At 42.2% G+C, this 13,201-nt stretch carries 17 protein-coding genes; 6 read left to right on the forward strand and 11 right to left on the reverse strand.

Going from position 1 to position 13,201, the window contains the following annotated elements:
• Positions 1 to 11: 11 nt before the first annotated feature.
• The 11 genes from rplB to ACTNC0_RS05640 all read right to left on the reverse strand — a co-directional run bounded on the left by rplB (position 12) and on the right by ACTNC0_RS05640 (position 9,166).
• Positions 12 to 857 (reverse strand): 50S ribosomal protein L2, encoded by an 846-nt coding sequence (gene rplB / locus ACTNC0_RS05590; protein ID WP_008707253.1) that lies wholly within the window; start codon positions 855 to 857, stop codon positions 12 to 14.
• Between the two features lie 194 nt (positions 858 to 1,051).
• Positions 1,052 to 1,351, reverse strand: coding sequence for a 50S ribosomal protein L23 (gene rplW, locus ACTNC0_RS05595; RefSeq protein ID WP_008707251.1), 300 nt, complete (start codon positions 1,349 to 1,351; stop codon positions 1,052 to 1,054).
• On the reverse strand, positions 1,351 to 1,971 hold the full coding sequence (gene rplD, locus ACTNC0_RS05600; protein WP_008707249.1) for a 50S ribosomal protein L4: 621 nt from the start codon (positions 1,969 to 1,971) through the stop codon (positions 1,351 to 1,353). The genes rplW and rplD overlap by 1 nt, the downstream gene beginning before the upstream one ends.
• Positions 1,972 to 1,992: 21 nt before the next feature.
• A complete protein-coding gene (gene rplC, locus ACTNC0_RS05605; RefSeq protein ID WP_008707247.1) occupies positions 1,993 to 2,625 on the reverse strand; it encodes a 50S ribosomal protein L3 in 633 nt (210 codons plus the stop codon).
• A gap of 179 nt (positions 2,626 to 2,804) precedes the next feature.
• Complete coding sequence (gene rpsJ, locus ACTNC0_RS05610; protein WP_008707245.1) at positions 2,805 to 3,122, reverse strand: 30S ribosomal protein S10; 318 nt, start codon at positions 3,120 to 3,122, stop codon at positions 2,805 to 2,807.
• A gap of 723 nt (positions 3,123 to 3,845) precedes the next feature.
• Positions 3,846 to 4,994, reverse strand: a complete 1,149-nt coding sequence (locus tag ACTNC0_RS05615) for a hypothetical protein (protein ID WP_441086632.1) — start codon at positions 4,992 to 4,994, stop codon at positions 3,846 to 3,848.
• A 184-nt stretch (positions 4,995 to 5,178) separates the two neighbouring features.
• Positions 5,179 to 5,433, reverse strand: a complete 255-nt coding sequence (locus ACTNC0_RS05620; protein WP_441086633.1) for an HPr family phosphocarrier protein — start codon at positions 5,431 to 5,433, stop codon at positions 5,179 to 5,181.
• The gene (whiA, locus tag ACTNC0_RS05625) at positions 5,430 to 6,389 is read right to left on the reverse strand and encodes a DNA-binding protein WhiA (protein ID WP_441086634.1); all 960 of its coding nucleotides are present in this window, start codon (positions 6,387 to 6,389) and stop codon (positions 5,430 to 5,432) included. The genes ACTNC0_RS05620 and whiA overlap by 4 nt, the downstream gene beginning before the upstream one ends.
• Positions 6,390 to 6,399: 10 nt before the next feature.
• Positions 6,400 to 7,287 carry an RNase adapter RapZ gene (gene rapZ, locus ACTNC0_RS05630; protein ID WP_441086635.1) on the reverse strand — a complete coding sequence of 296 codons (888 nt, stop codon included), beginning with the start codon at positions 7,285 to 7,287 and terminating at the stop codon, positions 6,400 to 6,402.
• A gap of 159 nt (positions 7,288 to 7,446) precedes the next feature.
• The gene (murB, locus tag ACTNC0_RS05635) at positions 7,447 to 8,406 is read right to left on the reverse strand and encodes a UDP-N-acetylmuramate dehydrogenase (RefSeq protein WP_441086636.1); all 960 of its coding nucleotides are present in this window, start codon (positions 8,404 to 8,406) and stop codon (positions 7,447 to 7,449) included.
• Between the two features lie 55 nt (positions 8,407 to 8,461).
• Positions 8,462 to 9,166, reverse strand: coding sequence for a tRNA threonylcarbamoyladenosine dehydratase (locus ACTNC0_RS05640; protein ID WP_441086637.1), 705 nt, complete (start codon positions 9,164 to 9,166; stop codon positions 8,462 to 8,464).
• 166 nt (positions 9,167 to 9,332) lie between these two features.
• On the opposite strand from ACTNC0_RS05640, the gene ACTNC0_RS05645 reads away from it, so the two are divergent.
• The 6 genes from ACTNC0_RS05645 (at position 9,333) to ACTNC0_RS05670 (ending at position 13,061) form a co-directional block, all read left to right on the forward strand.
• Positions 9,333 to 9,752 carry a stage V sporulation protein AB gene (locus ACTNC0_RS05645; protein WP_118775034.1) on the forward strand — a complete coding sequence of 140 codons (420 nt, stop codon included), beginning with the start codon at positions 9,333 to 9,335 and terminating at the stop codon, positions 9,750 to 9,752.
• 45 nt (positions 9,753 to 9,797) lie between these two features.
• The gene (locus tag ACTNC0_RS05650) at positions 9,798 to 10,253 is read left to right on the forward strand and encodes a SpoVA/SpoVAEb family sporulation membrane protein (RefSeq protein ID WP_441086638.1); all 456 of its coding nucleotides are present in this window, start codon (positions 9,798 to 9,800) and stop codon (positions 10,251 to 10,253) included.
• A gap of 166 nt (positions 10,254 to 10,419) precedes the next feature.
• Positions 10,420 to 11,502: a stage V sporulation protein AD gene (locus tag ACTNC0_RS05655; protein ID WP_441086639.1), complete on the forward strand. Its 1,083-nt coding sequence runs from the start codon at positions 10,420 to 10,422 to the stop codon at positions 11,500 to 11,502.
• Between the two features lie 17 nt (positions 11,503 to 11,519).
• Positions 11,520 to 11,876: a SpoVA/SpoVAEb family sporulation membrane protein gene (locus ACTNC0_RS05660; protein ID WP_441086640.1), complete on the forward strand. Its 357-nt coding sequence runs from the start codon at positions 11,520 to 11,522 to the stop codon at positions 11,874 to 11,876.
• 6 nt (positions 11,877 to 11,882) lie between these two features.
• Entirely contained in the window at positions 11,883 to 12,497 is a 615-nt protein-coding gene (locus ACTNC0_RS05665; RefSeq protein WP_441086641.1) for a stage V sporulation protein AA, read from the forward strand.
• 66 nt (positions 12,498 to 12,563) lie between these two features.
• Positions 12,564 to 13,061: a QueT transporter family protein gene (locus tag ACTNC0_RS05670; protein WP_117675275.1), complete on the forward strand. Its 498-nt coding sequence runs from the start codon at positions 12,564 to 12,566 to the stop codon at positions 13,059 to 13,061.
• Positions 13,062 to 13,201 lie beyond the last annotated feature (140 nt).

Genomic DNA, 13,201 nt, shown 5'->3' on the forward strand with positions numbered 1-13,201 from the left:
AATCCTCCTTATTATTTCGATAATGCTTTTCCATCGCGTCTTCTTACGATGAGCTTGTTGGACGGTTTGTTTTTCTTTCTTGTCTTCAGACCAAGAGCAGGTTTTCCCCATGGAGTGCATGGACCTGGACGACCGATACCGGTCTTTCCTTCACCACCACCATGTGGATGGTCATTCGGGTTCATTACGGAACCACGAACAGTAGGTCTGATACCCATGTTACGTTTACGTCCGGCTTTACCGATGTTAATCAGGTTGTGATCTCCGTTTCCGACAACGCCTACAGATGCGCGGCATACGATCGGAACCATTCTCATTTCACCAGATGGCAGACGCAGTGTTGCGTATTTGCCTTCTTTAGCCATTAACTGAGCACCGTTTCCAGCAGAACGAACCATCTGTCCGCCCTTTCCAGGATGAAGCTCAATGTTGTGTACCATAGTACCAACCGGGATAAGCTCTAATGGTAAGCAGTTACCAACACGAACTTCTGCATCAGCTCCGTTCATAACTTTCTGACCTACTTTTAAGCCTTCCGGTGCAAGGATATATGCTTTCTCGCCATCTACATAAGAGATTAAAGCGATGTTTGCTGTTCTGTTTGGATCATACTCGATGGAAACTACTGTTGCAGGGATTCCATCTTTTCTTCTCTTGAAGTCGATGATTCTGTATTTTCTTCTGCTTCCGCCTCCGCGGTGTCTAACTGTGATCTTACCCTGGTTGTTACGTCCAGCGTTTTTCTTTAAAGACACGGTAAGAGATTTCTCTGGTGTAGATTTTGTGATCTCTGAGAAATCGGAACCAGTCATATGTCTTCTAGACGGTGTATATGGGTTATAACTTTTGATTCCCATTTTTGTTCTCCTTTCAAATTTGTCCTCACGCTTTTGAATGCGTATACTCGCGATAATCAGAGTGCCGGGGATTCATAAGAAGCAGACCGTCATGCTCGCATGTAAGGTCGGATTCTTGTGAAGACTCATAAGCGTGTAACGCGGCTGAGGAAGCAAAGCTTCCGAAGTGGCACCCGTACCGCTGAAGCCATCAATTAAAGTCCTTCAAAGATTTCGATGTCTTTGCTGTCTTCTGTCAGAGCTACGATAGCTTTTTTGGTTTTAGCAGTTGTTCCAACTGTCATACCACGGCGTTTTTTCTTTCCATCCATATTCATGGTGTTAACGCTCTTTACTTTTGTTCCTTCGAACATTTTCTCTACAGCTTCTTTGATCTGAGATTTGTTTGCTTCCGGATGAACTAAGAAAGTGTATTTCTTTTCAGCCATTGCATTCATAGATTTTTCTGTAATCACTGGTTTCTTGATTACGTCATAGTACTTGATATCAGCCATTATGCATATACCTCCTCGATGGATGCTACAGCATCTTTGGTTACGATTACGGTGTTGTGGTTCATAACATCGTATACGTTGATAGTACTTGGAGTTGCAGTCTGAACATCAGTGATGTTTCTTGCGGAAAGGATTACATTCTTGTCATCTGTTGCTGTGATAACCAGAGCTTTCTCAGCTTTCAGGTTTGTAAGAACTTTCTGCATTTCCTTTGTCTTAACATCTGCTAATGTAAGAGCATCAACAACTACTAATTTATTGTCCTGAACTTTGGAAGTCAGAGCAGATTTTAAAGCAGCTCTTCTTTCTTTCTTGTTCATTTTCACTTCATAATCTCTTGGTACCGGAGCGAATACAACACCGCCGCCAGTCCACTGTGGTGCACGAATGGAACCCTGTCTAGCATGACCTGTTCCTTTCTGTCTCCACGGTTTTCTTCCGCCGCCGCTTACTTCAGAACGTGTTTTAGCTTTCTGAGTACCCTGGCGATTATTTGCAAGCTGACGAACAACAGCAAGGTGAACAAGATGCTCATTGACTTCTACGCCGAATACTGCATCATTCAGTTCCATTGTTCCAACTTCGTTGCCTTCCATATTATAAACAGTTACGTTTGCCATTTGTGTGCTCCTCCTTTCTTATTATAAGGACTTTACTGTCTCTTTGATTGTTACCAAAGATTTCTTAGGTCCTGGAACAGCACCTTTAACTAACAGTAAGTTATTTTCTGTATCTACGCGTACGATCTCAAGGTTCTGTACAGTAACCTGAACATTTCCCATATGACCTGGCATGTGTTTTCCTTTGAATACCTTGCTCGGATCAGAACAAGCACCATTGGAACCTGCATGACGGTGATATTTGGAACCATGAGCCATAGGTCCTCTTGACTGACCATGTCTCTTGATCGCACCCTGGAAACCTTTACCTTTGGAAACAGCTGTTGCATCAATGTGATCGCCGTCTGCAAAGATATCAGCTTTAATTTCCTGTCCTACTGTATATTCAGCAGCGTTATCAAATCTGAACTCTTTAACGAATCTCTTTACTGCAACGCCAGCTTTGTCAAAGTGTCCTTTTTCCGGTTTGTTAACAAGGCTTTCTCTGATGTCTCCGAATCCAACCTGAACTGCTTCGTATCCATCGTTCTCTTCTGTCTTAACCTGAGTTACGACACAAGGACCAGCCTGTAAAACTGTTACCGGAATCAACTGGCCGTCTTCATTGAAGATCTGAGTCATTCCGACTTTAGTAGCTAAAATAGCTTTCTTCATTCTTTCTTCCTCCTTATAGCGGATTACCGATTACCGGCAATCATATAGTAAATAGCTTAATGCTTATAGCATTATCATAGTTGAGACACCATCGTCACCAAATTCGCTCTCGCTCATTAAGTGTCGAGGTGGGCTTTCTCACTAAATTCGCATTACATACTCATTAAGTGTTCAATGCCTTATTTAGTCTTCATTTTGATATCGATGTTAACACCTGCTGGCATTTCCAGTCTTGACAGAGCATCTACTGTCTTCTGTGTTGGTGTAAGGATATCGATCAGTCTCTTATGAGTTCTCTGTTCGAACTGTTCTCTGGAATCTTTGTATTTATGAACGGCTCTTAAGATTGTAACAACCTCTTTCTTAGTTGGAAGTGGAACCGGTCCGCTTACCATTGCTCCGTTCTTTTTAACAGTTTCGATGATTTTTGCTGCTGATGCATCTACTAACTGATGATCATAAGCCTTTAATGTGATTCTCATTACCTGATTTGCCATAAAAAAAGTCTCCTCCTATTCGTACTTTTCAAGCAGTACGACAAGCGGCGACTGTACACATCTCCGTGTGTGTCTTTCGAATTTTTACCACACACGCCATCCCTGGATGGTCTTCTGAACTTGTACAGTGACTTGTCGTCAGTTTTCAAACTTGACATTCGCTCCACGGAAAACCTGCCATCTTTGTGGCAGCAACCTCGCGCTTCATTGCTATCAATGTCACAACAATTGAGAGTATACACGACCTCTCAGAAAAATGCAAGTGTTTTTTTCACTTTTTTATCTTTTTTTTGTATTTGATTCCGTACAATATTTTTAAGACTTTTTATCCATCATATATGATGTTTCTATATAATTATGTTTAGTCAAGCGGATATTCGCAATCCGCTTCGCTACGTAGCTCTACACCGAATAACTGCTCCGCAGTTTATCAGAAGGAGCCTGCACTCCTCCTGATACAAGTAAGTCCCACCCACTGCTTATTGCTTTTCGCAATCGAAGCAGGGAACTTACTTGATTCAGTCAACATTACTGTCCATTGGTCAATTACTGTTCGCGTGCCAAACTCTTTTATATTGTATGTATGTCACTAAAGATAGAACGAACAGCAGCCATTAACTCCGATCTTTGCAGCTATAATCATCAATATTAATATAGAAAGAACGTGTTTCTTCTATATTATATAGGAAGAAACACGTTCCATTATTATTTCATTCTTCTGTTTTATTTCTCCACTGTCTGCTCTTCTGCTCTGACAGGCTTCTCATCTGCAATGATATCAGAATAATCAAACAATGTGACCTTTGTCACATCATCTCTCACGATATCCGGGGCATCCCCCTGATTCTTTGCACTCTCTGCAATCTGCGCTGCTGACCATGACGGAATTACCATTCGTTTGATTTCTACAGGTTTCTCTTCATCTGCTTCTTCCTCTTTCTCTACAGGCTTTCTGTCAGAAGCGCTCATCATCTGTTTGAGCTGTTCTTTTACCTGTGGCACGATCACCTCAGTTTTTCCGGAAATAACTTCCCGCCGCGCCTGTGGCTGCTGCACCACTGGCTGCACTGGTTTTTCAGTTTTGAGTTGCTCATCTGCGGTAGCCGCTGCAATCTCTTTTTTAAGAAGTTCATGTGCTTCGCTTGTAGCTGCCTGTACTGCTGTTGGCTGTTCTGGCTGTGTCGGTTCCAGATCGTCTTCATAGATCTCATCTACAAAGCCACCTGTCTTAATTTTCTTTCTCTCCGGCACTTTGCCCTTCTTACGCGCACGTTCTTCTTTCTTTATCTGACGTTCTTCTTCTTTGTAGCGTTTTTCTCTTGCTTTCTCTTCTTTCTTAAGTTCCTTTTTGCTCTTGACATAACCTGGTTCTGTATCTGTGTCATCATAATCATCCTGTGGTTCTTTCTTCAAAAGCTCCGCAACTATGTAAAGGATGATAAGGAAAAGAACGGCAAGTCCAAGAATAATAAGACCTTCTATACTCTCTGTAGCAGTCAGAAGATATCCTACATATCCAATCGTGATGACAACCTTCGGAATATACTTCTTTACTTCAACAGTAATAGGTTCTGCATCCTTATCTGTAGAATCTACCACTTTAAAAATATTATTCTCTTTATCCATCTCTGTGATCATATATCGATATGCTTTAGAATCACTCTGATAAAGAATAAAATCGCCTACGGCTGCTTCTGAAGCTTTCGCAGGGATTGCATAAGTAACGGATCCTATCGGCAGGTTTGTCTTCTTGCCGGAATCATCCATTATTTCTGTTGTGATTCCAAAGAAAGGCGGAACTGCCAGACCAACAACACAGACAATGGTGCATATCACTATAAAATGTACAATAAATTTCAGAAATTTTGACATCTGTTACGCTCCTCATTTTTATTCTTTCGCATAACTGTTCAACACTTCGCAGTTATCTTTTCGCTCATTATAACCTTTTTTTTTCGTACGGTCAACTTATAATCACCCATAATACGACAAAACACACCCGGAAAGCGGTCTTCCCTTCCGGATGTGTCCGATATTCTGAGAAATCATTTTGAGATTACTGATTACTTAAATACTCCTCAATGCTTGTCATAGCAGCCTCTTCATCATCACCATTTGCAGATAATGTAATTTCTTCTCCCGCATCAAGTCCAAGAGTCATCATGCCCATAATGCTCTTTGCGTTCACACGTTTCTTTCCAATCTCTACATAAATCTCACTGTTAAACTGGCTTGCAACCTGCACCAGCTGTGCTACCGGACGTGCTTCCAGACCTGTGGATAAATTAATGGTGATTGGTTTTTTGATCATAATAATTCTCCTCCTTCTTTCTCCCGCAGTTCGTCAGCCATTGCACTCAGCTTTCTCAAGCGGTGATTGACTCCCGATTTGCCCACCTGCGGGCTCAACATCATTCCTAATTCTTTTAATGTAGCTTCCGGATATTGCATCCGGAGTTCTGCAATCTGTGCAAGCCCCTCATTAAGCTGTTCAAATCCCATTCTTTGCTGAATCAGCCTGATGTCCTCTATCTGCTTGACAGCTGCATTTACGGTTTTATTAATATTCGCAGTTTCACAGTTAACTTTTCTGTTTACAGAATTTCTCATTTCTTTCAGTATACGGATGTTCTCCAGGTCCATCAATGCTACGTTAGCCTCCATAACTGCAAGCATGTCCACGATCTGCGCACCTTCCTTCACATAGACCACATATGATTTCTTGCGCTGTACGATCTTAGCATCTACTGAAAAACTACGAATGATCACCTGTAACTGTTCTGCCTTTCTTACATCAGGACACACAATTTCAAAATGATACCCTTTCTCCGGATCACTGATCGAACCCGATGCCAGAAAAGCTCCCCTGATAAACGCCCGCTTGCAACAATTCTGCTGTACCAGCAGCATATCCGCCAGCATAAGCGTACCATGGCCGACACTGTCCGCGGCAAGCCTTAACGCCTGAAGAATTACCTGGATCTCTTCGGGATCAGATATCTCAATCACATATACCTTTACCCGCTTCAGGTGGCTGTTCTCACGTACAGATACTTCGCTCTCTATATTAAATGTTTTTTGTAATAATGTAAAGCACTTTCTTGCAACTGCTTCATTTTCCGTCTGAATCTTTAATTTGCTCTCCCCTGAAAAATATTCCATTTTTCCACAGGAACACAACATTGCAGCCAGTTCCGCCATTTTACAATGTCTGGCAGATCCAATCTGTCTGAAAAGTTCTTCCTTCACCATCCCCGAAAAAGACATCTTTTCTGTATCATCCTTCCTGTTTTTTTACCAGACGGTCTTTCTCTACATCTCTGTGTTCCAGCCTGAAACCATATTTTGTATTCTTTGAAAGTCTGGAGTATAATTCTCTCGCCAGTGTAACAGAACGATGTTTTCCCCCGGTACATCCAATTGCAATCACAAGATTTGTCTTTCCTTCTTTCACATAATTAGGAATAAGGAAGTTTATCATATCCTCCAGTTTATCTGCAAATGCTCTTGAGGTATCACAGTCCATTACATAATTAAAAACACGTTCATCCAGCCCTGTCAGCGGCCTTAATTCATCTATATAATACGGATTCGGCAAAAAACGAACATCAAATACAAGATCCGCATCCGCCGGAATTCCATATTTAAATCCAAATGATAGTACAGAAATCATCATATTGCAGAATTCCTGATTATCAACGAATATCCTGTCGATCTCCTGTTTCAGTTCCCTTGTCAGAAGATGGCTGGTATCAATAATGTAGTCTGCGCGTTCTTTCAAAAAACGCATCTTTTCTCTTTCCAGCCGAATCCCATCATCAACTCTTCCGCCCATAGCAAGCGGATGACTCCTTCTGGTCTCTTTATATCTCTTAACCAGAACGCTGTCCTGGGCATCCAGAAACAGGATTTCAAAATCATATCCTGCCTTCTTCATTCTGTCCAGAACAACTTCCAGTTCATCTAATGAACGTCCGCTTCTGGCATCGATTCCCAGTGCAACATTCTGTACATCTTCTCCATGTATCTCCGGCATCAGTGATGCAAATTTCTCCAGTAAAGGAATCGGAAGATTATCTACGCAAAAATAATTTGCGTCCTCCAGCATTTTTAATGCAGCGGTTTTTCCGGCACCTGATACTCCTGTAACTATTACAAAACGCATTTTTTATCTCCTGTCACCTAATACATCGTTTTCGAAATAGCTATACCACTTACTTGCCTGCAAATCTGATTGCACAGATAAAAAAGCCTCAGCGTAGCCCGCTACGCCTGCGTTTTTTTATCTGCACACTCAAATCCGCATTCTGCGTAATCGGTATAGTTATTTACGAAACGATGTACTAATCTGTAAGTCTGTATCTTCGAAGTCTCCAAGGAACTTTACTTCCGGTTCAAGAGTCACGCCAAACTGCTCTTTTACTTTATCCTGCACATCCTTCATCAGTCTGCACACATCTGTCGCAGTTGCATTTCCCTTGTTAATCACAAATCCGCAATGTTTCTCTGACACCTGTGCACCACCAGTCTGATATCCACACAGTCCTGCATCCATGATCAGTTTTCCTGCAAAATATCCCTCCGGGCGTTTAAACGTACTTCCTGCGCTCGGATACTCTAAAGGTTGTTTGCTGACTCTCTGCTCTGTCAGTTCTTTCATTCTCGCCTTAATTACTTCCTGTTCTCCCTGTTCCAGAACGATTACTGCGCCAAGCACCAGATATCCTTTTTTCTTAATGATACTTGTACGGTATCCCATTTCCAGTTCTTCCGCCGGAAGTGTAAGAATTTCTCCTTTTTCAGTCATAACGGTTACTTCTTTCAGGATGTCTTTCATCTCACCGCCATAAGCACCCGCATTCATTACAACTGCGCCGCCTAATGTTCCCGGGATTCCTCCGGCAAACTCAAAGCCTGTCAGAGATGCATTCTTAGCTGCAGCGGCAATCTGAGATAACAAAGCGCCCGCCTTTGCACGAATCATATTTCCCTCTGCCGTAATCTCACCATAGTTTCTGTAAAGCTGTATGATCACGCCTCTGTAGCCGGCATCACTTACCAGAAGATTGCTTCCATTTCCCAAAATAAAATATGGCAGTTTTTCATCACTGCATACCTTAATAATCTCCTGCAATTCTTCCTGTGAAGAAGGCAATAAAAAACAATCCGCCGGACCACCAATGCGAAACGTCGTGTGACGGTTCATCGGCTCATTTACCTTGACTTTCTCTTCACCCAGCAGATCAGTAAATTTCTCTATTATATTCTGATTCACAGATTTCATTCCTCAATCTTTCTATTTTATTATTTTGTCACTGAGAACGGAGTAAACAGTAACATTATTTTTTGTATCTGTGCTTCCTGTCAGATTTTCCAAGCAAATCTTTAACCACCACACCGGCCAGCATCATTCCTGCTGCTCCCGGCACGAAAGAAATACTTCCATGCATCTGTATATCTGATATTTTCTCTCTCGAAGAAAGCACCTTTACTTTTCGGATTCCTTTTTTACGCAATTTCGTTCTTATCTGTTTCGCTATCGGACACAGAACACTTCTGGAAATATCCATGATCTCCAGTTTTGACGGATCCATCCTGTCGTCTGTACTCATACAGGATATGATTGGCGTTTTACTGATCTTTGCATTCTCAATCAGTAAAAGCTTAGATTCCACAGTATTCATGGCATCTATAATATAATCATAATTTTTCAGATCAAACATTCCGGCTGTTTCATTATTATAAAACGTTTCGTATGTGTTCACCAGAATGCCCTCATCAATATCTCGGATCCTCATCTTGGCAATCTGAACATTATTTTTCCCAACAGTAGATCGTAGCGCATATAACTGTCTGTTAATGTCAGTAACAGACACGATCCCATTATCCACAAGTGTAAGGCTCGCCACACCACATCTGGCCAGCGCCTCAGCAGCAAAAGAACCTGCTCCGCCAAGCCCGAAAACAGCGATTCTTGCTCTGCCAAGTTTATCAGCCCCTGCATCACCAAGCAGCATTTCCATTCTGGAAAAAGCATCCGGCATACAAAAACCTCCTACGAATCAATATCTGTACAGGATATTATACTATTTTTCTCCCCAAAAGTACAGTTCTTCATACATTCTTTAGAATTGATGTATATAATTTTATGATTCCGCCATAATACCTATCACAGGCACAGCAATTCGTCATCTTATTCAGGAGGCAGACATGCTACAGCAGATCTTTCTCGGATTTATCGGACTATGCTCCGGTTTTATCATTGCCGGAGGACTGATCGGGCTTCTGATCGGACTCTCTATTGTACCGCGTTATGCAGGCATTACACATACTGCAGACCATATCATGCTATATGAGGACATTACATTATTCGGAACAGAGCTTGGAAATCTGTTCTATCTCTTTCAATGGAACGTCCCTGCCGGTACTCCTTTTTTGATTTTGTACGGGCTCTTTTCAGGAATCTTTCTCGGAGGATGGATCATGGCACTTGCAGAAATGGCAGATATTTTTCCCATTTTTGCAAGAAGAATCCGTTTCCAAAAGGGCCTCTCCTTTACCATTTTGTGTGTCGCATTCGGCAAAGCAGTCGGCTCACTGATTTACTATTATAACGGATGGCTTCCATGATTTCCAGTTAATTATCATAAAAGAAAGGAGAACATAGAAAATCTTATGTCAGGTAATATTTCAACTCAAAAACAACAAAAACAATATCAGGACTACGTAAAAAAAATCACCCCTGTTCACAGCCTGGGGCTAAATATGTGCAAAGCCTTTCTCACAGGCGGTATCATCTGTGTTCTGGGACAGTTTATCCTAAATTATGCCAAAAGTCTCGGACTTGACAAAGATACTTCCAGTTCCTGGTGTTCCCTTATTCTGATACTGATCAGCGTTATCCTTACCGGCCTTAATCTTTATTCCAAAATCGGAAAATTCGGAGGAGCCGGAGGTCTTGTGCCAATCACCGGGTTTGCCAACTCTGTCGCCTCTTCCGCCATCGAATACAAAGCAGAGGGGCAGGTCTTTGGCATCGGATGCAAGATATTCACCATCGCAGGTCCCGTAATTCTGTATGGAATTTTAAGTTCGTGGATTCTTGGTGTTATTTACTATCTTTTCACATAACTGTTCCATGCTTTTGTAGATACAAAATCAATCAGATATTCGCAATCCATTTTCGCTATGTAGCTTTACACCAGATAACTACTCTATCATTTGCTTTAAAATATTTTGCGAAACAGCCGACTACCGAATATTTATCTTTTCAGATTTATCTCACAGGAGGTTTCATATGAAGAATCAACTAACTCTCGGTACATCCAGTGTCTCATTTAAAAATCCCATCTTTATCCAAAGCTGTGCCTCGATTGTCGGTCAGAAAGAAGGCGAAGGCCCATTAGGATCCTGTTTCGACAAAGTATGCGAAGATCCCTTGTTCGGTACGGATACATGGGAAGCAGCCGAAAGCACTATGCAAAAGGAAACCGCATTGCTGGCAATCCGGAAAGCCGGTCTGCAGGCATCTGATATCCGTCTTCTTTTCGCCGGTGACCTACTAGCCCAGACTGTTGCATCTTCTTTCGGAGCAGCAGATCTTGGAATTCCGTTTTATGGCCTTTTCGGTGCATGTTCCACTATGGGCGAGTCTCTTTCCCTTGGCTCTTTGTGTGTAGCAGGCGGCTACGGAAAGCACATCCTTTGCGCTACCTCCAGCCATTTTGCCAGCGCAGAAAAGGAATTTCGTTTTCCCCTGGGATATGGAAATCAAAGACCCCTATCTGCTACCTGGACGGTCACTGGTTCCGGAGCCTGTGTACTCGGATCCGAACCTCCATCCCGTTCTGCTGCCGAAAACTCCAACTCTCTCCGGCATCAAAATACCTGTGCCGTCATAACAGGAATCACCACCGGCAGACTGGTTGACTTCGGATTTAAGGATTCCTTTAACATGGGCGGATGCATGGCTCCTGCCGCGTGCGATACCATAGCCCGGAATCTAAAAGATTTCAACCGCAAGCCTGAAGATTACGATGCTATTTTCACAGGTGATCTCGGCATGATAGGTAAGAAAATCCTCTTCGACCTTCTCTTAGAAAAAGGAGTTGACATCTCTTCCATACATCAGGACTGCGGCATGTTGATTTACGACTCAGAAACTCAGGACACACATTCCGGTGGCAGCGGATGTGGATGTGCTGCTTCTGTTTTAGTCGGACATATATTACCAGGTATCATAAATAATAACTGGAAACGAATTCTGTTTGTCCCCACCGGAGCATTGTTATCAAAAGTAAGTTTCAACGAAGGGGACTCTATTCCCGGAATCGCACATGCCGTTGTTATTGAACAATATAAAGTTCCTGAGATGATGTAAATAGAAGGAGGAAAAACATGGACTATTTTAATGCTTTCTGGACGGGAGGACTCATCTGTGCCCTGGTTCAGATTCTGCTTGACAGGACAAAACTTATGCCTGGCCGTATTATGGTACTTCTGGTCTGCACCGGTTCTGTTTTAAGCGCCATTGGCATTTATCAGCCGTTTGTAGAATTTGCAGGAGCAGGCGCATCTGTTCCTTTGCTCGGATTTGGCAATGTATTGTGGAAAGGAATGAAAGAAGCCCTCGATGAAAACGGTCTGATCGGACTTTTTATGGGTGGTTTCACCGCATGTGCGGTCGGTGTCTCCGCATCTCTTATTTTTTCTTATCTCGCAAGCCTTATTTTCAAGCCGAAAATGAAAGGATGATTTGACATGAGCGATACTCTCTATCTGCAATTAGATCAGAATATCCATGTAACCCACCCGCATATTTACCTGCAGGACATAGCGAAACTCTCCTGCAGCAACAGCAAAATTTTAAACCGTCTGCGTGTAATACCTGTAGTAAATCTCGCACCTGATAAACCCGGCCGTTACGTGATGTCTGTCATGGACCTGATCACTGAAATTCAGAAAAAAGAACCAGATCTTGAAATCAATACGATTGGTGAAGAAAACTTTATCATTACTTTTAAGAATAAGCCTGGTCCCGGCATCATCTGGCAGTGGTGTAAAATTATTTTCGTCGGTCTGGCTACTTTTTTCGGTGCCGGATTTTCTATTATGACATTTAATAATGACGTAGACGTTGGCAGCCTTTTTGATCAGATTTATACACAGGTTACAGGACAGGTTTCCAATCATTTTACTGTTCTGGAAATCACATATTCCATAGGAATCGGGCTTGGCGTCCTGTTCTTCTTTAACCACTTTGGTCATATGAAGATCACCACCGATCCCACTCCTATGCAGATACAAATGCGCCTGTACGAAGATGATGTCAATAAAACTATCATAGAAGATATTGACCGGATGCAGAAAAAGTGATATACTCTCAGCCGAGTGTTCGAAACCTTCCACTCGTAAAAAAAATACTAAAGGAGATAATTGAATATGAAAAACAAAGGTACACAGTTTCTTGTAGAGGCGGCTGCAATCGGAGCTATTTATGTAGTTCTGACAGTTTTATTTGCACCGCTTAGTTATGGCGAAGTCCAGATCCGCTTTTCTGAGGCACTGACAATTCTGCCATTCTTTACACCAGCTGCAATCCCAGGGTTATTTGTCGGATGTATCATCGCCAATCTTTTTGGTGGCGCGATTCCGGTAGATATCATCTTCGGAAGCATCGCAACCCTGATCGGTGCTGTATTTACTTACAAGCTTCGCAACTGTAATCGTTTTCTTGCACCGATTCCGCCAATCGTGGCGAATGCAGTCATCGTACCATTCGTACTCCGTTTCGGATACGGAGTGAATCTTCCGATTCCGCTTATGATGCTGACTGTAGGTGTCGGAGAGGTTGTTTCCTGTGCTGTAATAGGACTGATTCTTCAGACAGCTCTTCTGAAATACAAGAATGTAATCTTCAGATCTCAGAGAACCATGTAAGTCGTCGAAAACAAACCAAACCATAACCAATATAACTTAACGTATATATGCAAACACAAAAAGAGTATGCAAAACAAGTGATATTTACCTGCTTATCGGGAAATATCACTTGTTATATGCATACTCTTTTTCTATTCACC

The sequence above is a fragment of the Blautia sp. HCP3S3_B11 genome, from assembly GCF_052064435.1.
In the GTDB taxonomy this organism is placed as follows: domain Bacteria; phylum Bacillota; class Clostridia; order Lachnospirales; family Lachnospiraceae; genus Blautia_A.

Excerpts from the sequence above, each read along its gene's own strand:
- ACTNC0_RS05645 (WP_118775034.1), top strand. The coding sequence starts at position 9,333 with ATGCTACAGCAGATCTTTCTCGGATTTATCGGACTATGCTCCGGTTTT.
- ACTNC0_RS05660 (WP_441086640.1), top strand. The coding sequence starts at position 11,520 with ATGGACTATTTTAATGCTTTCTGGACGGGAGGACTCATCTGTGCCCTG.
- ACTNC0_RS05670 (WP_117675275.1), top strand. The coding sequence starts at position 12,564 with ATGAAAAACAAAGGTACACAGTTTCTTGTAGAGGCGGCTGCAATCGGA.
- rpsJ (WP_008707245.1), bottom strand. The coding sequence starts at position 3,122 with ATGGCAAATCAGGTAATGAGAATCACATTAAAGGCTTATGATCATCAG.
- ACTNC0_RS05650 (WP_441086638.1), top strand. The coding sequence starts at position 9,798 with ATGTCAGGTAATATTTCAACTCAAAAACAACAAAAACAATATCAGGAC.
- rplW (WP_008707251.1), bottom strand. The coding sequence starts at position 1,351 with ATGGCTGATATCAAGTACTATGACGTAATCAAGAAACCAGTGATTACA.
- rplB (WP_008707253.1), bottom strand. The coding sequence starts at position 857 with ATGGGAATCAAAAGTTATAACCCATATACACCGTCTAGAAGACATATG.
- murB (WP_441086636.1), bottom strand. The coding sequence starts at position 8,406 with ATGAAATCTGTGAATCAGAATATAATAGAGAAATTTACTGATCTGCTG.
- ACTNC0_RS05655 (WP_441086639.1), top strand. The coding sequence starts at position 10,420 with ATGAAGAATCAACTAACTCTCGGTACATCCAGTGTCTCATTTAAAAAT.
- ACTNC0_RS05665 (WP_441086641.1), top strand. The coding sequence starts at position 11,883 with ATGAGCGATACTCTCTATCTGCAATTAGATCAGAATATCCATGTAACC.
- rplD (WP_008707249.1), bottom strand. The coding sequence starts at position 1,971 with ATGGCAAACGTAACTGTTTATAATATGGAAGGCAACGAAGTTGGAACA.
- ACTNC0_RS05620 (WP_441086633.1), bottom strand. The coding sequence starts at position 5,433 with ATGATCAAAAAACCAATCACCATTAATTTATCCACAGGTCTGGAAGCA.
- ACTNC0_RS05615 (WP_441086632.1), bottom strand. The coding sequence starts at position 4,994 with ATGTCAAAATTTCTGAAATTTATTGTACATTTTATAGTGATATGCACC.
- ACTNC0_RS05640 (WP_441086637.1), bottom strand. The coding sequence starts at position 9,166 with ATGCCGGATGCTTTTTCCAGAATGGAAATGCTGCTTGGTGATGCAGGG.
- whiA (WP_441086634.1), bottom strand. The coding sequence starts at position 6,389 with ATGTCTTTTTCGGGGATGGTGAAGGAAGAACTTTTCAGACAGATTGGA.
- rplC (WP_008707247.1), bottom strand. The coding sequence starts at position 2,625 with ATGAAGAAAGCTATTTTAGCTACTAAAGTCGGAATGACTCAGATCTTC.
- rapZ (WP_441086635.1), bottom strand. The coding sequence starts at position 7,287 with ATGCGTTTTGTAATAGTTACAGGAGTATCAGGTGCCGGAAAAACCGCT.